General features: G+C 63.5%; 17 protein-coding genes. 11 read left to right on the top strand and 6 right to left on the bottom strand.

Annotated elements, in window-relative coordinates:
• The first annotated feature begins 43 nt into the window (after positions 1-43).
• The 4 genes from VIZ63_RS21725 to VIZ63_RS21710 all read left to right on the top strand — a co-directional run bounded on the left by VIZ63_RS21725 (position 44) and on the right by VIZ63_RS21710 (position 8358).
• Positions 44-3997 (top strand): FAD/FMN-binding oxidoreductase, encoded by a 3954-nt coding sequence (locus tag VIZ63_RS21725; RefSeq protein WP_331611899.1) that lies wholly within the window; start codon positions 44-46, stop codon positions 3995-3997.
• Positions 3998-4071: 74 nt separating this feature from the next.
• Positions 4072-5172 (top strand): D-2-hydroxyacid dehydrogenase, encoded by a 1101-nt coding sequence (locus tag VIZ63_RS21720; protein WP_331611898.1) that lies wholly within the window; start codon positions 4072-4074, stop codon positions 5170-5172.
• Positions 5173-5324: 152 nt separating this feature from the next.
• Positions 5325-7613: a VTT domain-containing protein gene (locus tag VIZ63_RS21715; protein ID WP_331611897.1), complete on the top strand. Its 2289-nt coding sequence runs from the start codon at positions 5325-5327 to the stop codon at positions 7611-7613.
• Positions 7585-8358, top strand: a complete 774-nt coding sequence (locus VIZ63_RS21710) for an endonuclease/exonuclease/phosphatase family protein (RefSeq protein ID WP_331611896.1) — start codon at positions 7585-7587, stop codon at positions 8356-8358. The genes VIZ63_RS21715 and VIZ63_RS21710 overlap by 29 nt, the downstream gene beginning before the upstream one ends.
• A gap of 262 nt (positions 8359-8620) precedes the next feature.
• Here VIZ63_RS21710 and VIZ63_RS21705 read toward each other — a convergent pair whose 3' ends face one another.
• The 3 genes from VIZ63_RS21705 to VIZ63_RS21695 all read right to left on the bottom strand — a co-directional run bounded on the left by VIZ63_RS21705 (position 8621) and on the right by VIZ63_RS21695 (position 10992).
• Positions 8621-9334, bottom strand: a complete 714-nt coding sequence (locus tag VIZ63_RS21705; RefSeq protein WP_331611895.1) for a hypothetical protein — start codon at positions 9332-9334, stop codon at positions 8621-8623.
• 234 nt (positions 9335-9568) lie between these two features.
• Positions 9569-10198, bottom strand: coding sequence for a GTP cyclohydrolase I FolE (folE, locus tag VIZ63_RS21700; RefSeq protein WP_331611894.1), 630 nt, complete (start codon positions 10196-10198; stop codon positions 9569-9571).
• A gap of 74 nt (positions 10199-10272) precedes the next feature.
• Positions 10273-10992, bottom strand: a complete 720-nt coding sequence (locus VIZ63_RS21695; RefSeq protein ID WP_331611893.1) for a dienelactone hydrolase family protein — start codon at positions 10990-10992, stop codon at positions 10273-10275.
• 224 nt (positions 10993-11216) lie between these two features.
• Between VIZ63_RS21695 and VIZ63_RS21690 the strand changes: the two genes are divergently transcribed.
• Both VIZ63_RS21690 and VIZ63_RS21685 read left to right on the top strand, forming a co-directional pair.
• A complete protein-coding gene (locus VIZ63_RS21690; protein WP_331611892.1) occupies positions 11217-11789 on the top strand; it encodes an SRPBCC family protein in 573 nt (190 codons plus the stop codon).
• 59 nt (positions 11790-11848) lie between these two features.
• Complete coding sequence (locus VIZ63_RS21685; protein WP_331611891.1) at positions 11849-12661, top strand: M48 family metallopeptidase; 813 nt, start codon at positions 11849-11851, stop codon at positions 12659-12661.
• Positions 12662-12805: 144 nt separating this feature from the next.
• Here the strand turns inward: VIZ63_RS21685 and VIZ63_RS21680 are convergent, their stop codons facing one another.
• From VIZ63_RS21680 to VIZ63_RS21670, 3 genes are all read right to left on the bottom strand, one after another.
• Positions 12806-13117 (bottom strand): hypothetical protein, encoded by a 312-nt coding sequence (locus VIZ63_RS21680; protein ID WP_331611890.1) that lies wholly within the window; start codon positions 13115-13117, stop codon positions 12806-12808.
• 154 nt (positions 13118-13271) lie between these two features.
• Complete coding sequence (locus VIZ63_RS21675) at positions 13272-13529, bottom strand: hypothetical protein (RefSeq protein WP_331611889.1); 258 nt, start codon at positions 13527-13529, stop codon at positions 13272-13274.
• 287 nt (positions 13530-13816) lie between these two features.
• Positions 13817-14266, bottom strand: a complete 450-nt coding sequence (locus VIZ63_RS21670; protein ID WP_331611888.1) for a hypothetical protein — start codon at positions 14264-14266, stop codon at positions 13817-13819.
• A 217-nt stretch (positions 14267-14483) separates the two neighbouring features.
• On the opposite strand from VIZ63_RS21670, the gene VIZ63_RS21665 reads away from it, so the two are divergent.
• The 5 genes from VIZ63_RS21665 to VIZ63_RS21645 all read left to right on the top strand — a co-directional run bounded on the left by VIZ63_RS21665 (position 14484) and on the right by VIZ63_RS21645 (position 18920).
• On the top strand, positions 14484-14732 hold the full coding sequence (locus VIZ63_RS21665; RefSeq protein ID WP_331611887.1) for a hypothetical protein: 249 nt from the start codon (positions 14484-14486) through the stop codon (positions 14730-14732).
• A 71-nt stretch (positions 14733-14803) separates the two neighbouring features.
• A complete protein-coding gene (gene aroQ, locus VIZ63_RS21660) occupies positions 14804-16093 on the top strand; it encodes a gamma subclass chorismate mutase AroQ (protein ID WP_331611886.1) in 1290 nt (429 codons plus the stop codon).
• 220 nt (positions 16094-16313) lie between these two features.
• Complete coding sequence (locus tag VIZ63_RS21655; RefSeq protein WP_331611884.1) at positions 16314-16898, top strand: LemA family protein; 585 nt, start codon at positions 16314-16316, stop codon at positions 16896-16898.
• Positions 16899-16998: 100 nt separating this feature from the next.
• Positions 16999-18402, top strand: a complete 1404-nt coding sequence (locus VIZ63_RS21650; protein ID WP_331611883.1) for a M48 family metallopeptidase — start codon at positions 16999-17001, stop codon at positions 18400-18402.
• On the top strand, positions 18342-18920 hold the full coding sequence (locus tag VIZ63_RS21645; RefSeq protein ID WP_331611882.1) for a hypothetical protein: 579 nt from the start codon (positions 18342-18344) through the stop codon (positions 18918-18920). Before VIZ63_RS21650 ends, VIZ63_RS21645 begins: the two co-directional genes overlap by 61 nt.
• Positions 18921-19016 lie beyond the last annotated feature (96 nt).

Here is a 19016-nt window from a genome sequence, read left to right as displayed (position 1 = left end):
ACCCGCCGGACGTATGTTGCGCTGCGGTAGAATCGACGTTCCGATGAACGCGCTGACCGACCGCTTTCTCGATCTGGAAGAACCGCAGGCCGCGGCGCCGCGGCTGCGCGAGATCCCGTACAACTACACGTCGTTCTCGGACCGCGAGATTGTCATCCGCCTGCTGGGGCGGGAGTTGTGGGACCTCCTGGGCGAGCTGCGCGGCGAGCGCCGCACCGGCCGCTCGGCGCGGATGCTGTTCGAGGTGCTGGGCGACATCTGGGTCGTGGAGCGCAACCCGTACCTGCAGGACGACCTGATCGACAATCCCAAGCGCCGCCGCCTGCTGGTCGAGGCGCTGCATCACCGTCTGAACGAAGTCGAGCGCCGGCGCGAACCGGCCGACGCCGAACGCGATGCCAAGGTGGGTCAGTTGCTGATCGCGGCGCGCGCGGCCGTCGAATCCTTCGCTGCCGAGTTCGACCGGGTCGTAACGCTGCGCAAGCGCGCGCGACGCCTGTTCGAACGTCACACACGCAATGACTGCATCCGCTTCGATGCATTTGCGCGCGTCTCGCATGTGACTGATGCAACCGACTGGCGTATCGAGTTTCCTTTCGTCGTACTGTCGCCGGATGCGGAGACCGAAATCCCGGCGCTGGTGCGTGACTGCATCGAACTGGGTCTCACGGTGATCCCGCGCGGCGGCGGCACCGGCTACACCGGCGGTGCGATTCCGCTGACGGCCATGTCGGCCGTCATCAACACGGAAAAGCTCGAGCGGATCGATGCCGTGGAGCAGACCGATCTGCCGGGCGTCGCCGACAAGGTGACGACGATTTTCACCGAAGCAGGTGTCGTGACCCGGCGTGTGTCGGATGCGGCGGAAAAGGCCGGCTTCGTGTTCGCTGTCGATCCGACATCGGCGGATGCGTCCTGTATCGGCGGGAACGTGGCGATGAATGCGGGCGGCAAGAAGGCCGTGTTGTGGGGCACCGCGGTCGACAATCTCGCCTGGTGGCGCATGGTCGATCCGGGAGGCAACTGGCTCGAGGTCACGCGCCTGGCGCACAACCGCGGCAAGATTCACGAAGTCGAGGTCGCTTCGTTCGATCTGGTCTGGAAAGATGGCCGTGAGACACCCGATCGCGCTCGCGTCATCAACACGGCGCGCGTGGATATCGAAGGCCGCACGTTCCGCAAGGTCGGCCTGGGCAAGGACGTCACCGATAAATTCCTCGGCGGATTGCCGGGTGTGCAGAAGGAAGGCTGCGATGGCCTGATCACCTCGGCGCGCTGGGTTCTGCACCGGATGCCGAAGCACATCCGCACCGTCTGCATGGAGTTCTTCGGCCATGCGCGCTATGCGATTCCATCCATCGTCGAGATCAAGACGTTCCTCGATCGCGAAGCGCAGACCACCGGTGTGCAGCTTGCAGGTCTCGAGCATCTGGATGAGCGTTATCTGCGCGCCGTCGGCTATGCCACCAAGTCCAAGCGCGGCACGCTGCCGAAAATGGTGTTGATCGGCGATATCGTCGGTGATGACGAGAATGCCGTGGCCCGCGCCACCTCGGAAGTCGTGCGACTCGCCAATGCACGTTCCGGCGAGGGTTTCGTCGCCGTTGCCCCGGATGCGCGCAAGAAGTTCTGGCTCGATCGTTCGCGCACGGCAGCCATCGCCCGGCATACCAACGCCTTCAAGATCAATGAAGACGTGGTGATCCCGCTCGATCGCATGGGCGACTACACCGACGCCATCGAGCGCATCAACATCGAGCTGTCGTTCAAGAACAAGCTGCAGACGCTCGATCAGCTCGAAACGTACTTCGCCGGCGAACTGGAACTCGGCAAGGTCGACGATCCCGACATGGAGCGGGCTTCGCGACAGGAGTTGCTCGGCGATCGGCAGGAACAGGCACAGCAGGTGCTGGCCGGGGCGCGCGCGCGCTGGCAATACCTGTTCGACAATCTCGACACGCCCGTGCAGCAGGCGCTGCCTGCACTGAGTGATCTCGGCTTTGCGCCGATGCGCGGCGATTTCGAAAAGCGGGTCGAAGCGGAGCCTGCGCTCATCGTGTTCGATCTGGTGCAGGATCGTTCGATCCGCACGTCGTGGAAGAGCGAGGTGCGCTCTCACCTGCGGCGCCTGTTCGTCGGTGGCGCGTTCGCTCCAGTGCTGCAGTCGGCCGAAGAGATTCACAAGCGCGTGCTGCGCGGCCGCGTATGGGTGGCGCTGCACATGCATGCCGGCGACGGCAACGTGCACACCAACATTCCGGTGAACTCCGACGACTACGAGATGCTGCAGGAAGCGAATCGTGCCGTCGAACGCATCATGGGCATCGCACGCAATCTCAACGGTGTGATCTCGGGTGAACACGGCATCGGCATCACCAAGCTCGAGTTCCTTACCGAGGAGGAAACCGCAGAGTTCCGTCGCTACAAGGATCGCATCGATCCGGACGGCCGCTTCAACAAGGGCAAGCTGCTGCCCGGCGGCGATCTGCGCAACGCCTATACGCCGAGCTTCAACCTGATGGGACATGAGTCCCTGATCATGCAGCAGTCGGACATCAATTCCATTTCGGATGCGATCAAGGACTGTCTGCGCTGCGGCAAGTGCAAGCCGGTGTGTGCGACGCATGTGCCGCGCGCGAACCTGCTCTATTCGCCGCGCAACAAGATTCTCGCCACCTCGCTGTTGATCGAGGCGTTCCTCTACGAAGAGCAGACGCGTCGCGGCATTTCGCTGCGCCACTGGGATGAATTCTCCGACGTCGCGGATCACTGCACGGTCTGTCACAAGTGTGTGACGCCGTGTCCGGTCAACATCGACTTTGGCGATGTGTCCATGGCGATGCGCGACCTGCTGCGTCGCATGGGCAAGAAGCGCTTCAATCCCGGTACCGCGGCGTCGATGCTGTTCCTCAACGCCACCAACCCCGAAACCATCAAGCTGACCCGCAAGGCGATGATCGACTGGGGTTTCAAGGCGCAGCGGCTGGCGAACAGCGCGCTGGGCGCGTTCACCTCGGCGCAGACGAAGCGGCCGCCCGCGACGACGGGTAAAGCGCCGTTCAAGGAGCAGGTGCTGCACTTCGTCAACAAGAAGATGCCGGGCGGACTGCCGAAAAAGACCGCGCGTGCCTTGCTGGATATCGAAGATCGCAACTACGTGCCGATCATTCGCGACCCGGTGCGCACGAGCAGCGAGTCCGAGGCGGTGTTTTATTTCCCGGGCTGCGGCTCGGAGCGACTGTTCTCGCAGGTCGGTCTCGCAACGCAGGCGATGCTCTGGCACGTCGGCGTGCAGACCGTTCTGCCGCCGGGCTATCTGTGCTGCGGGTATCCGCAGCGCGGCTCCGGCGACTTCGAGAAAGCCGAGAAAATGATCACCGACAATCGCGTGCTGTTCCATCGCGTCGCCAACACGCTCAACTACCTCGACATCAAGACGGTGGTGGTGAGCTGCGGCACGTGCTACGACCAGCTGCAGGGGTACAAGTTCGAAGAGATCTTCCCCGGCTGCCGCATCATCGACATCCATGAATACCTGATGGAACGCGGTGTGAAACTCGAAGGCGTCACGGGTACGCGCTACATGTACCACGACCCGTGCCATACGCCGATGAAGCAGTACGATCCGCTCAAGGTCGTGAACACGCTCATGAACTCGCAGCTCAATGGCAAGGTCGAGAAAAACGATCGTTGCTGCGGCGAGTCGGGCACGTTCGCCGTTTCCCGCCCGGACATAGCCACGCAGGTCCGCTTCCGCAAGGAACAAGAGATGCGGGCGGGCGCCGAGAAACTGCGCGCCGATGGTTTCAAGGGCGAGGTGAAGATCCTGACGTCCTGCCCATCGTGCATGCAGGGCCTGAAGCGCTACAACGACGATGCGTCGACCGAGGCGGATTACATCGTCGTCGAGATCGCCCGGCACATCCTCGGCGCGGAGTGGCTGCCCGAGTACGTCAAGGCGGCGAACAGCGGCGGCATCGAGCGAGTGCTGGTGTAGTTCCCGCGCGGGACTGAGCACGGACATCGCAATCGGCTACTCTCCCCATTCGCAAGCCGAATGGGGAGGGGACGATGTTCCGATCTGCATGCCGCCTGCTGACAGTACTGACCATTCTGGCGTCTGCGCACACGGGTGCTGCAGAGACCGCCGACCAGGTGATCCAGCGTTTCCAACTCGAGCAGTCGCAGCAACCGGCGAAGGTGCGGCCCGGCTGGCGCAAACCGAAGAAGATCCTCGTGGGTGGCTCTGTCACCCAGATGATCGACGAGTTGCGACGCGACTATCCCGATATCGAATTCATTGCTGCGAAACCCGATCAGGCCGCTGTCCAGGCAAAGGACGCCGATGCCGCGTTCGGCGTGTGCTCCGCGGAAGTTCTTGAGGCGGGTAAATCGATCCTGTGGATCCACCTGGTCTCCGCAGGCGTCGAGAACTGCGTGTCGGTGCCGGGCGTGCGTGAGCGGGATATTCTGCTGACCAACATGCAGCGCATCGGCGGTCCGGTCATTGCCGAGCACGTCATGGCCATGACGCTCGCGTTCACGCGGGGGCTCGATCTGTATATCCCGCAGCAGGCGAAACGCGAGTGGCGCCGCGTGACACCGCCAGGCCGCATGGAAGTCATCAAGGGCAAGACCATGCTGGTCGTCGGACTGGGCGGTATCGGCAGCGAAGTGGCGAAGCGTGCCCACGGCATGGAAATGAAAGTGATCGCAACCCGCGCCAGCGGCCGCACCGGTCCTGACTTCGTCAGTTACGTGGGCTTGCCGGAAGAATTGCCGAAGCTGGCGGCCGATGCGGATTTCGTCGTGAACACGGCCCCGCTCACGCCGCAGACGAAGGGTATTTTCAACGCTGCCTTTTTCAGCCGCATGAAGCCGGGCGCGTATTTCATCAATATCGGGCGCGGCGGCAGCGTCGATACCGATGCGCTGGTCGCCGCCCTGAAGAACCAGCAGATTGCTGGTGCAGGACTCGACGTGACGGACCCCGAGCCGTTGCCTCCCGACCACCCGCTCTGGCAGGCCCCCAACGTCATCATCACCCCGCACGTCTCCAACGACTCCGATCTTGGCGTCGCCGTGCAGGTGACGGTCACCAAGGAGAATCTGCGCCGCTACATCGCCGGTGAACGGATGCTGTCCGTCGTGGATGTCAGTCGCGGGTACTGAAGGCTTAAAAAAGAAGTTCCACGGGGATCACGGGGATCACGGGGAACACCGGGTAGGAAGTACAGCGATCGTTCCGTTCCGTGGTCCCGTGGATATCTTTCTGCGGGTTTCAGGTTCCGGAACTGGAAGGATGGTGAAACGTTTACGGACAAATGCCAGCGGGAAGCAGCAATCGGAAGCTCAGTGATGCGCCCTCGGACGCAGCGTTCTCGTTCGAGCCCGGCCGTAATTGCTGGTGCGTCGAGCAGGCGACGCGCGCGGCATTCCTGGTCGACGGTGATGCGTATTTCAAAGCGTTCGTTGCAGCGGCGCGCAAGGCGCAGCGTTCGATCCTGATCGCAGGCTGGGATTTCCACAGTCGCACCCGGATCCTGTGCGGCGGGGAAGGGAGCGATTGCGATCTGGAGCTCGGGGACTTTCTGAACCGGCTGGCCCAGGAACGACGCGATCTCGAGATCCACATCCTGATCTGGGACTACCCCATGATCTTCGGCATGGATCGCGAGTGGGCGCCCATCTACGGCCTTGGCTGGAAGCCACATCGACGCGTGCACTTTCGGTACGACAACACGCACCCGGTGGGCGGTTCGCACCATCAGAAGGTCGTCGTGATCGATGATAACGTCGCGTTCAACGGCGGCATCGATCTCACATGCAGACGCTGGGACACGTGCGCGCACGACGCGCACGACCGGCTTCGCAAGTACGAAGGCATGCCGTATCCGCCGTTCCACGACATGATGATGGCGGTCGAGGGCGATGCCGCGCGTGCTCTCGGTGACCTGGTGCGCGAGCGCTGGCGCATCGCGACGGGTGACAGGCTGCGGCCGCCAACCGCGCCACGCCGGATGGATTGGGCGCGGCGCCAGCGCGCTGTGAAGCAGCGGGCCGAATCGCGCTGGCCCGAGGAACTCGCGCCCGATATCTGCGACGTTCCCGTGGCCATCTCGCGTACTTCGCCGCCCGTCAACGGTCACAGCGGCACGCGCGAAGTCGAGGCGCTGTATATCGACATGATTGCCGCCGCGCGCCACAGCATCTACCTGGAGAATCAGTACTTCACCGCTGAAAAAATCGGTGCGGCCATCGAGGCGCGGCTCGCCGAACCCGAGGGTCCCGAGATCATCCTGGTGCTGCGCAAGCTCAGTCACGGCTGGCTGGAAGAACTGACGATGGAAGCGCTGCGCACGCGTTTGATCGAGCGGCTCAAAGCGGCGGACAGCCGTGGTCGTCTCAAGGTCGTCTATCCGTACATCGAAGGGCTCACGGAAGGCACCTGCATCGACATTCACTCCAAGATGATCATCGTCGACGACGCGATCGTGCGCATCGGCTCCGCGAATATCGCCAATCGTTCCATGGGACTGGATACCGAATGCGATCTGACGATCGCGGCCGATGGCCGTGAGGACGTGCAGGAAGCGATTCGTGCGCTGCGCGCCTCACTGCTCGGCGAGCATCTGGGGCAGCCGCCGGAGCGGGTGCAGGAAGTGATCAGTCGAACCGGTTCATTGTGTTCCACGCTCGTCGAGCTGCAGCAGGACAGCCGTACGCTGCGCGATCTCGAAGGCGGAGCGCAGACGTCCGAGGGCCTTCTCAATGTCCTGAGCGTCGCGGATCCGGAACGCCCGGTCGGACTGAGCGAACTCGCGAAAATTTTCAGTGCGGACGACGCTGCCGAGCCGGCCCGTGCGCCTGCTGGTCCGGCGTGGGGCAAGATCGCGCTCATCGCCGGCGTATTGATCGGTCTCACCGCGCTATGGCAGCTGACGCCGTTGTCGGAGCTGCTGGATGCGCAGCGCATCATCGCCTGGGCGCAGGCGTTCGGTGGTCTGTGGTGGGCGCCCATCGTGACCATTCTGGCCTACACGCCCGCCTGCCTCGTGATGTTCCCGCGCGCTCCCATCACGCTGTTCGCGGTGGTGGCGTTCGGTCCGTGGCTGGGATTCACGTACGCCATGCTCGGACTCGAGTTCGCAGCCTGGAGCACGTATGCCGCGGGACAGCAGCTGGACCGCGATACGGTGCGGCGCCTGGCGGGACGCAAGCTCAACGACATCATCCAGGTGCTGCGTCGCCGCGGCCTTATCGCGATCACCGCATTGCGTCTGGTGCCGCTCGCGCCGTTCAGTGTCGAGGGCGTCGTGGCCGGCGCCGTCGGCATCAAGTTGTGGCACTTCCTGCTCGGATCTGCGATCGGCATGCTGCCTGGCACGCTGGTGGCAACGGTGTTCGGCGATCAGCTGCACGGAGCACTGATCGAATCCGGTCACATCAACTACTGGCTGCTCGGTTCAGTGCTGCTGGCGACCGCCCTTGCAACCTGGTGGGTGCGGCGCTGGTTGCTGACGTCGGCCAGGCAGCTGCGCGCGGGCGCGGATGGCGTCGGGGAGCAACGAATCTCTGCGAATCATGGTGTCGGTCGCGCCCGCGAAGCCTGACGCCGCCGCGCCGCGCCGCATGGATGCCGGTGCCACGCTCAGCGTCGCCTCTTACAACATTCACAGCGGCGTGGGTCTCGATCGGCACTGCAGCTCGGGGCGCATCGTGCGTGTCCTCAAGGAACTGGATTGCGATCTCTACGCGCTCCAGGAAGTGGATAACCAGCCCGGCGATCACGAGGAATCCCTGCAGCTCGAACGATTCGCCCGCGACATGGACATGACGGCGGTGCCGGGCCTGCGCATCGTGCGTCACACGGGTGAGTACGGCAACGCCATCGTGACGCGCCTGCCCGTGCTCAACGTACGTCGTCACGATCTCAGTCATTCGTGGTTCGAGCCGCGCGGCGCGCTCGATATTCAAGTGGAAGTGGCGGGTGCGCCGCTGCGAGTGATTGCGACGCACCTCGGGCTCCGTCGCAGCGAGCGCAAGGTTCAATGGCGGGCGCTGATGTCGCATCTTGCCGAGGCGCCGCCGGACATGCCGACGATCCTGCTCGGCGATATGAACGAGTGGTATCGACCGGCAGCGACGCTCAGGGAAGCGCATCGCGCATTCGGCGAACCGCCCGCGCCGGTCGGCTTCCCGTCATTCGCTCCCTGTCTTGCACTCACGCGGATCTGGGTGAAGCCGCGCATCGCGCTGCAGTCGGTGACGGTTCATCGCAGCGAGACGGCGCGGCGGGCGTCGGATCATCTGCCGGTGAGGGCGCAGATCGATGTTGATTCGTTGAAGACTGGCTAACTGGCTAACTGGCTAACTGGCTCACTGGCTCACTGGCCAGGCCGACTGGCCAGAAGGAAAGCCGCGATTCTTTCTGTGATTGGCCAGTCGGCCAGTCGGCCAGTCGGCCAGTGAGCCAGTGAGCCAGTGAGCCAGCCGGCCAGCCGGCCAGCCAGTCGGCCAACCGGCCAACCGGCCTGAATAAAAGCCGCGATTCTTTCTGTGATTGGCCAGTCGGCCAGTGAGCCAGTGAGCCAGTGAGCCAGTTAGCCGATCTTCTGTCTCAACGATGCTGAGACAAAATCCTCGCCTTGCTGGCTTCGTATTCCTGTTCGGTCAGGACATTCAGCTCGCGCAGCCGATGATGCTCGCGCATTTCATCGCGCAGGAAATGCGCCGGCGCCTGAGCGCGAACCTGTTTCGCAGCACTGATGTTCTTGATGATCTCGACGATGAAATCCTTGCCGGCTTTGGCAGCGCCGATGCCGCCGACGATGTTCACCAGTACGGCATTGCCGTGAACGCTGGTGAACTGCAACGATTCGGTCGTGCGGCGCAGGAACGCATACACCGCCACGATCGTCGTGACGCTGCCGGTGACGCCGCCGATGAATCCCGGATGCGTCCACAATGTCGTTGCGGTCAGGCTGGCCCAGACGAATGCGGCGGCTGATGCGAGTCCCAGCGTGATCGCAGCGGCAAGACATACCCATGCGATGCTGCGGACCCGCACCGGGCGTGGATTGGCGAAGCGCAGATCCAGCGTGAATTTCTTTGCGGGCTCGCCCGGGCGTTGGTACTGCACGGCGAGGAAGTGATCCTGCAGGATGCGGATCTCCGTGGCGCAACCGCGCAGCTTGCTGCGTAGCGTGTACGTCGAGAGGGTGCGGCGATACGGTTGACGTGCAGGCGCATCGACGTCGGTCGACGCTTCGAGGGAGATGTGCTCAGCCCGTCCCGTGTTTCGGGCAGGCTCGATCCGTACTGACGCGCTCACTTCCGTCCGGCTCCGCCTCCGCGCTCGCTACGGACGCGCGGCTCTGCATGCTCTCGACCCAGGCTATCGACCAGAGACGAGACGATGCTAGGGCCGGCGCTGTGCGGACTGCGAGAACTGCGTCACAGCCGTCATCGCTACAGCAACGGCGATGTGTGCCGTTAGGGAAGACCCTTACGGCAAGCCGCAGGGCGCGAGGCAACTGTTAAATCAACAGCGCCTCGCTGCTGCATCTCAGGTCGAGCCGTCGATCTCGATGAAGCGCAGGAATTCAGCGCGCGTCCGGGCATCGTCGCGGAAATCGCCGAGCATCTTGCTGGTGACCATCGACACGCCGCGCTTGTGCACGCCGCGAGTGGTCATGCACTGGTGCGAAGCGTCGATGACGACACCGACGCCGCGCGGCTTCAGCACTTCGTCGATGCAACGCGCGATCTGCGCTGTCATTTTTTCCTGCACCTGGAAGCGCCGGCAGTAGCCGTCGACGACACGCGCGAGTTTGCTGATGCCCACTACCTTGTTGGTCGGCAGATAGCCCACGTGTGCGCGGCCGATGATCGGCGCCATGTGATGTTCGCAATGCGACTCGAACTCGATGCCGCGCAGGACGATCATCTCGTCATAGCCTTCGACTTCCTCGAAGGTGCGGCGCAGGTAGTCGGCCGGGTCGATGTGATAGCCGGAGAACCAGTCCCGATACGCGCGCACCACGCGGGCGGGCGTGTCTCGCAGGCCTTCGCGATCGGGATCGTCACCGGACCAGCGCAGCAGCGTGCGAACCGCCAGCTGTGCCTGTTCTTCAGTGACTGGGGGCTCGACCGCGCGTGATTTCGAAGCCGCTGTCTTGCGGGAAGCTTTCTTCATGTAGTTACCGTAGTGGGCACTGTTAGTCCGGCATCAAAGGATTGAACATCCTGTTCAAGCTTTTGAGCAGCGAGTCAACGCAGCACTTCTTCCAGGAAGTTCAGCAGGGAAACATACGCACGCCGCTCGGCGTCCGGGTTGTAAAGGAGTCCGAGGTCGGGATTGTTCGCGTGCGGATCGGTGAATGCATGCTTGGTGCGGCCATAGGCGTGCAGCTGCCAATCGACATTCGCCGCTGTCATTTCCTTCTCGAATCCGATCACGTCCTCGACGGGCGCCATCGGATCGTCGTGACCGTGCAGTACCAGCACTTTCGCGACGATCGGCGCCCGCGCCACGCCGGCGGGCGCTTTCAGCAGGCCGTGGATACTGACGACGCCGCGCACCTTCGCGCCGCTGCGCGCCAGGTCCAGTACGCACAGGCCGCCGAAGCAGTAACCCATGGCGGCGATCCGGCGCGAATCAACCTGCGGTAGCCCACCCACGGCGGCGAGGGCCGCATTGATCCGGCGCGACAGCAACGCACGGTCGGCGACCAACGGCTGCATCAGCGCGCTGCATTCCTCGACCGTGGTGCCGGTACGACCCTCGCCGTACATGTCGAGCGCAAACACCGCGTAGCCGAGCCGGGCGAGGTCGCGAGCCTTCTGATTGAACACTTCCTGGCGTCCGCCCCAGGCATGGCTGATGAGGACCGCCGGCAGTGGACCGGGTCTGGCGTCGTCCCACGCCAGGAAGCCCTTGCACGCAGTGTCTGCGTCCGGGTAATCGACGATCTTTTCAGTCAATGCCATGGCCGGCCTCTCGATGGGGGTGTGGCAGGGCCCGGAAGGCTACCCCACTTTGCGCTGCGGTCGAACCCTGGAAGCTCACCGACGGTCGGCCACTGGCTATTGGCCGCTGGCCAGACGGAGAAAGCCTCCTCACTTCAATCCGTAGCCTTCCTCAGGATCGACCCGCGTGTTGGTATCCTGCGCACGGGCCGGGACGGTCAATCAGAACGCAGCGGGAGGAACCAATGCTTCGCTCGATCACAGGTCGATGGATCGTGGCCGTCGCTCTGGGAGCGGCCGTCATGCCGCCCGTCCACGCAGAGATCGTCAATGCCGCACCGAACGGTTTCAATCTGCGCCATGTCGCCGAAGCCGCCGGTGTACCTCCCACTACTGTCTGGGCCGCGCTGTCCGACATCGGCAAGTGGTGGGATCCGGAGCACACCTATTCCGGCGATTCGCGCAACCTGAGCCTCGATCCGGTCGCGGGCGGCTGCTTCTGCGAGAAGCTCAGCCTGTACGCCGGGCTCGAGCACGCGCGCGTCGTCTATGCGCAGCCGGCGAAAACGCTGCGATTGGTCGGCGCCCTTGGCCCCCTGCAGGAATTCGGAGTGTCTGGCGCCCTGACATGGCAGCTCGAAGCCGCAGGCGGCGGCTCGCGCATCACGGTGACCTATAACGTCGGTGGCTTTGCGGACCGGCCGTTAGCCGATTGGGCGCCGATCGTGGACGAAGTCGTCGGCAACCAGGTCAGGCGCCTGGCGCGTTTCGTCGCAACGGGCAATCCCGCGGAAGCCAGGCCCGAACCCAAACCCTGAGAAACAGGAACCTCGCACTGTACGGAGCGTTTTCCCGCCAGCGCAGTCGGAACCAAGGTATGCGAATACTTCAGAAACTCATCATTGCCGGGGTGGCCCTGCTGGCCGCCGCCTGCCAGACCGTCCAGACCACTCAGCCCGGCGCCATCGGAGTCCAGCGCAAGCAGCAGATGCTGGTATCCGAAGCCGAGGTCGAAAAAGGCGCGCAGGTTGCCTATCAGCAGGAACTCGACAAGGCACGCCAGAAGGGCGCGTTGAACGCGGATAAGGGCGCCTATAACCGGGTGCAGGCGATCTCGAAGCGACTGATTCCGCAGACCACGGTCTTTCGCCCCGATGCGGCCAACTGGAAGTGGGAAGTGAATGTCGAAACGACGAACGACGTGAATGCGTACTGCATGCCCGGCGGCAAGATCATGGTGTACACCGGCCTGATCAATCAGTTGCATGCCACTGACGCCGAACTCGCCGCCGTCATCGGGCACGAGATCGCCCACGCATTGCGCGAACACTCGCGCGAGCGGATATCCAGGACCCGCGCGCAGGAACTTGCCCTGGCGGGACTCGCAATTGCCACGGGGGCTGGCAATACCACCATGGCGCTGGCCGATCAGGTGGCTGCCGTCACCTTCACACTGCCGCACAGCCGCGAACAGGAAGCCGAGGCCGATCGCATCGGTCTGGAACTGATGGCGCGGGCCGGTTACGACCCCGACGCCTCGATCACTCTATGGCAGAAGATGGGCAAGCTCGGCGGCGGCTCCAAGTCGGAGTTTTTCAGCACGCACCCGTCGAGCGATTCGCGCATTCGCGACCTGCAGGCCACGGTGCCGAAGGTCGAGCAGCTGTATCAGAACGCGAAGAATCAGTAGCTGAGGACCGGATCGATTTCCTGGTTGGTAGTCATGGCCCGCGGACGCGGGAATCCATTCTTCGGGTCGCGACGAGATGGGCTCCCACCTGCGCGGGAGCGACCAATGAGGTATTTGCCTTTCGTGATGGCAGCGAAGCTGCTCCTATCGCACGATCGCGATCACCGCTACGACGATCGCTGCACTCATTCCCGCCGTGAGCCAGATAGCGCGACGATGCAACGCCGTCACCGCGCGGGTGAGGTTGGCGATCTGCTCTGCCATCTGACTGATCAGTTCGGCCTGCCGCTGTTCGTTCTCCTCGAGCTGGGCAAGGCGCACGGCCACCGCATCAGTGTTTCCGTCGCCGGGGGTCACGGGCGGCGCAGGCAGGCGCTTGGATTTACGCAGCAGTTCGCGCGACACATCGAGAATGGAAGGCACGAGTTGCACGATCTGCAGCCAGGGAAGGGGCATCAACTTACTCCGCGATTCTGGGAAGAATCCTGGATTGGGCCGCAGCAGGCGGGTTCAACGCAAGGACTGTGCATGAGAAGGCCCCGGCATGTCACCACGCCGGGGCCCATCACGAACATGACCGATGCAGGTTACCGCCCTGGCCGCCCTGGCATTACGACTTGGTCCTGTCGTGGGACTTGCCGTGCGCCATGAACTCCGACTTGCTCAGGTAGCCGTCGCCATTCATATCTGCACTGGCGAAGCCATCGGACACACTCTTCTCCGCAGCCGCTTCAGTCTTGCTGATCTGCTGGTCGGCGTTCTTGTCCAGTGCCTCGAACGTTGCGGCGGTGGTCTTGGTCATTTCGTCGCCGGCCATGGCCGCTACGGATAGCAGCGTTGCACTGACAACAGTGATGAGTGTTTTCATGGAGAATCTCCTGTGATGTGAGTGCAGCGGTTGATCATTGCCGGCCGCTGCGGCAGCGAACGCCCATTCAGTCCGCCCCTGCGGATCCCCGTCTTGTCGCGACGAGCTGGACTACGTTCCCCTGCAGAACGCCGGGTGCAATTCCGCGGTTCCGGGGCGCGGTGCACTGCGGCCTGATTCGGTGGCGCGGGTTTTGTGCACTGCAGGTCAGTGAAATTGCCACGATCCGCGTGCCACAACCGCCCGGACGGCGGCCTCGATGCGAGATCTCGCTGCCGCAGGAGGCGTCAGCCGCCGTGTGACTGCGTGCTGCGCCGCGTAAGTGCGAGGCTCCGCAATAGTGAGGCGCGATCGCGGACCGCCGCCATCTCGGCCTCGCTCGCACCGCTCGATGACACCAGCGCGCCCTGCAGATCGAATGTCAGTTCGATCTGCTGCGCACCGAGCAGCGCCGCGCCTGTGTAATGAGTCAGGCGTGCGCCATGGAATTCATACTCTCCCTTCGCGGCATTGCCGGCACCGGACTTGCGCACTTCGCTGATGCGCTGCACGTGCGGACCATCGAAATGCGCCGTGTAGGTCGCTTCCACACCGCCGGCTTTCACGTCGGCGCGTAGCGTATTGCCGGGATCGAGCGACCATTCATCGTCCGCCGCAACGGGGGCGGGTTTCGAGCATCCGACCAGCAGGCAGGCCGCGAGTACGGCAGATCCTGCTGCGTGGACTACACGTTGCATGGGATGCACAGTCTGCAGCTGGCGACTCGGGCTGAACATAATTGGCGATAGCTATCGGTTTTGGGCAATTGTTGCGTACGCGAACCAACATGCCACAGTCGTCAGCGACGTGACCAGCATTCTGCGAACGGCGAACGTGACCCAGCTCACGCGACACTGCGCTGCAATCCTCTACGCTGGTTGCGTCCATCGTTGTCAGGAATGCAGGGAGAGTCCGATGAGCGCCGCCGGTTCACAGGTTCGTCAGAGTGCTGCCAGTGCAGCGCGCACGCAGGCGCCGCAGCAGGCTCCCCGTGCAGCCGCGCGTTCGGCGCCGATGTATGCGTTCGTGTCCTCGGAGATCGAGGATGAATTCAAGCTGCATCTCAACGACATTCCGCGCCAGAACGAATCGCTCGAAGTGGATGGGCTGAAGCCGTCGCTGCTCAGTCGTCTGCTCGAGATGGTTGCGCCGATCGGCAAGTAATCACGCCAATGCGACCGGAGTAATACGCGCGCCCACTTGAATGAGGGGTGCGTGGCGAGCATCGTTACGCGATGCTCCAGAAAATTCTCTATCTCGCGACTGCAGTCCTGTGCGCCTTCACTGCGCGTGCCGATGACGTTCGTTTCGCCGACTCGCAGCAGGCAGTCGTCGAGGTCGCTGATCTCATGGCGCAGCGGCTGGAGCTGATGCAGTTCGTTGCCGCCTGGAAACATGCCCGGTCCATGCCGATCACGGATACGGCACGTGAGCAGGCGGTGCTCGATGCAACGGTGGCGCGCGCCACTGCTCTGGGAATCGAAGCATCTTCGGCTCGCACGCTATTCACACTGCAGATAGAGCTGGCGCGTGACGTGCAATCGCAGTGGATCGATGCGTGGCGCCAGGGAGCGTTGCCGCCCGAGCCGTTGCGCGATCTGAATCGGGATCTGCGCCCGGCGCTGGATGACTTAGGCTCGCGGCTGTTGCAGCAGATCTATCTCGCCCTGCCGGAGTTCGAGCTAGCGGATTTCGCCGCACGCACGGAGGATCTCGGGTCTCGTGTGCGCCCCGCGGCGCTCGCGGGTCGCGTCAGTGAGGCCGATGCCCAAAGATTGGTGCAGGCGCTGGGCGCGTTGCGCCGCACGGAGGGATTGGCGTTGCCGCGATTGCAGGCCGCAAGCGTGCTGCGAATCGGCATGACGGGCGATTACGCGCCTTTCAGCAGCGATGCTGGCGGAACGCTGACTGGCGCGGACGTTGCGATGGCGCTCGATCTTGCGAAAGCACTGCAGCTGCAGCCGGTGTTCGTGCGCACCACCTGGCCGACCTTGATGCAGGATCTACGCGCCGGTCGATTCGATCTGGCAATGAGCGGCATCAGCATCACGCCTGAGCGTGCAGCCATCGCCGCGTTTTCGGCGCCGTACCAGCACGGCGGCAAGACGCCGATCGTGCGCTGCGGCAAGCAGGCGCAGTTCGACACGGTGGCTGAAATCGATCGGCCCGGGGTGCGCGTCGTGGTGAATCCGGGCGGCACCAACGAACAGTTCGTCCGCGAGCGCCTGCAGCGTGCCCGCCTGACCGTGCATCCGGACAATCGCAACATCTTCGACGAGATCCTGGCCGGTCGCGCCGACGTCATGGTCACCGACGATGTCGAGGTCGAGCTGCAGGTGCGCAAACGTCCTGGCCTGTGTCGCGCGACGCCGCAGACCTTCACGCACAGCGACAAGGCGATCCTGCTGCCGCAGGATGGCCCATTTGCCGCTCGCGTGAATGAATGGCTGGCCGCGGAAGTGAAATCGGGCGGAGCTGCGCAGCGCCTGCAGGCAGCGCTCGAGGCGGGCGAGGAGCGATCGTAGTGGCGTCAGCGAAGAAGAACCGAAGATTTCCTCCGGTCATGTTCCCCGTGTACCCCGTGGAGATGCTTTTTCGGATTCGAGATCCCCACTCCACGCGCCAAGTAAGTGCCACTGCTGCTAACCGGTAGCAGGCCGCGGTTGACCGGTGGACGCTTCGTCGGCTCGCCAACTCCGGTATTCTCGCGGGAGTGACGCTTGGACGTTCAATGGGAGGTTACGCATGGGCTGGGTCATCCTGATCGTCGCGGCAGCGGTGCTGCTGTTCTTCGTATCGATCTACAACCGGCTGGTCACAGCCCGTAATGGCTACAAGAACGCGTTCGCGCAGATAGACGTGCAGCTCACCCGTCGCTACGACCTGATCCCCAACCTGGTCGAAACCGCCAAGGGCTACATGAAGCACGAGCGCGAGACGCTCGAAGCCGTGATCACGGCCCGCAACGCCGCGGTGAGCGGATTGAAGGGCGCCGCCGCCAATCCGGGCAATCCTGCTGCTGTTCAGCAGTTGGCCGGCGCCGAGAACGCGCTTACGGGCGCGCTGGGTCGCCTGTTCGCGCTGGCCGAAGCGTATCCGGACCTGAAAGCCAACCAGAACATGATGCAGCTGTCCGAAGAACTCACCACCACCGAGAACAAGGTCGCGTTCGCGCGGCAGGCGTTCAACGATGCAGTGATGGGCTACAACAACACGCGCGAAGTGTTCCCGAACACCATCATCGCCGGCATGTTCGCGTTCTGGCCCGCGCAACTGCTCGAAATCGAATCGCCGCAGAAGCGTGAGGTGCCGCAGGTGAGCTTTGGCTGAGAATGGGCTAGCCGGCTCACTGGCCAACTGGCTAACCGGCCAGAGATGGCAGCTCTTGCCGGTTTGCCAGTGAGCCGGTCGGCCAGTTAGCCAGCCAACAATGAACTTCTTCCAACGTCAGGCCGAGACGCGGCGAGTGTCGCGGCAACTCATCGCGCTGTTCGCGCTCGCGATCATTGCCGTCGTGATCGCCGTGGACTTCGTGCTCTTCACCGTGCTCGCATCGGCGCAGCCCGGCAGCGCCGGATTGATGCTTCCCGACAGGGAGTGGCTCGGCGCTCATCCGGGCGTCGTGATCGTCACGACGCTCAGTGTGATCGGCATCATCGGCTTGTCGAGTCTCTACAAGACAGTGACGTTGAATGGCGGCGGCGGGGTCGTTGCACGCTCCCTCGGGGGCGTACGCGTATCGCCCGACACGACCGATCCCTTGCAACGACGCCTGCTGAATGTCGTCGAGGAGATGTCGATTGCGGCGGGCGTACCCATGCCCGAGGTGTACCTGCTCGAGCAGGAGGTCGGCATCAATGCCTTCGCAGCAGGTCACAATCCTGCGAATGCTGCGATTGCCGTGACACGCGGCACGCTGACGACGCTGAATCGTGCCGAACTGCAAGGCGTGATCGCACACGAGTTCAGCCACATCCTCAACGGCGATATGCGGCTGAATATGCGGCTCATGGGCCTGCTGTTCGGACTTCTGGTCATCGCGCTGATTGCGCGTACGGTCCTGCGCTTTGCGCCGAGCGGTCGCAGCAGTAACAAGAAAGGCGGTGGCGTCGCGTTCATCCTGTTCGCGGCGTTCGTCGTGCTGATCGTCGGCTACGTCGGCCTGTTTTTCGGTCGCCTGATCCAGGCCGCCGTTTCGCGCAGCCGTGAATCGCTGGCAGACGCGTCGGCCATCCAGTTCACGCGCGACCCGCACGGACTGCGGGGTGCGCTGGTGAAGATCGGCGCCGGCGATGCCGGTTCGCGGATCGGCAATCCGGAGGTCGAAGAAGTCGCGCACATGCTGTTCGCGCCTGGGATTTCGCGGTTCTTCGCGACGCACCCGGCGCTGGAAGATCGGTTGAAGGCCATCGATCCACAGTTCGACAAGCGCGAATTCGCGCAGGTTCGCGAGAAACTGGCCGCACAACGACGCGAGTCGGGGCAATCACCGCAAGCGGAGGCTGTTTCTTCCGTACAGAAGCTCCAGGAGCTCCTGGACATTCCTGCTGCGGCCGGCGCCGTGTCGCAGCTGGTCGGCAACCCGGGCACGCTGCACATGGAGGCGGCGCAGGAAATCCGCCAGTCGCTGCCCGAAACACTTTCCGTCGCGGGGCGTCATCCGGGTTCGGCGCGTGCCCTGTTTCTGTCGCTGGCGCTGGATGGACATCCGGCCACCGAGAACGGCAACGGGTGTTCATTGCTCGTCAGCTCGGTGCTGACGTGGCGACGGCAATGGAGTCGTTGCAGGACGATGTCGATGGGTTGCAGCCGCAGCAGCGCATGCCAGTGCTGATGCACGCATTCCCGGCATTGCGGCAGCTCACGCGCGAGGAGCGCATGCAGCTGATGGCATGCCTCAATGGAATGTTGCAGCGGGAAGGCGGCATGTCGCTGCAGACCTATGTGCTGCGCAAACTGGCACAGGTGCATCTGCGCGACGATCTGGATCCGCGCGGCCGGCCGGGTCGCCTGCTGCTCAATGCTGTGACTGGCGATCTGCAGATCCTGTTCGCGGTGCTCGCGCGTCACGGCCATGCGGAGGAGAGCGAAGCGCGACGGGCGTACGAAGCGGGCATGCACTACCTGTTGCCGCGCGAGCGCCCAGCGTATGCGGTTGCCACGAATTGGCCCGTCCAGCTCGATCAGGCCCTGAGCCGGCTGGATCAGCTGGTGCCCGTCGGCAAGGAACAGTTGATCGAGGGGCTGGTCAAGACAATTGGCCACGATGGTCGGTTCACTGTGCCTGAGGCCGAACTGCTGCGTGCTGTCTGTGCAGCATTGCATTGCCCGTTGCCGCCGCTGGCGGCCTGATCGACGAATCCCTGCCACCTCCTGACAGGTTTTTGCGTTTCAATGCATCCGCTGCCGGTCGTTACTGGACGACTGGCTTACAATCGAAGCGTGCGG

Origin of the sequence: Povalibacter sp. (assembly GCF_036520495.1) — a bacterium.
Classification (GTDB): Bacteria; Pseudomonadota; Gammaproteobacteria; order Steroidobacterales; family Steroidobacteraceae; genus Steroidobacter.
This window is presented reverse-complemented; position numbering and strand designations above follow the sequence as displayed.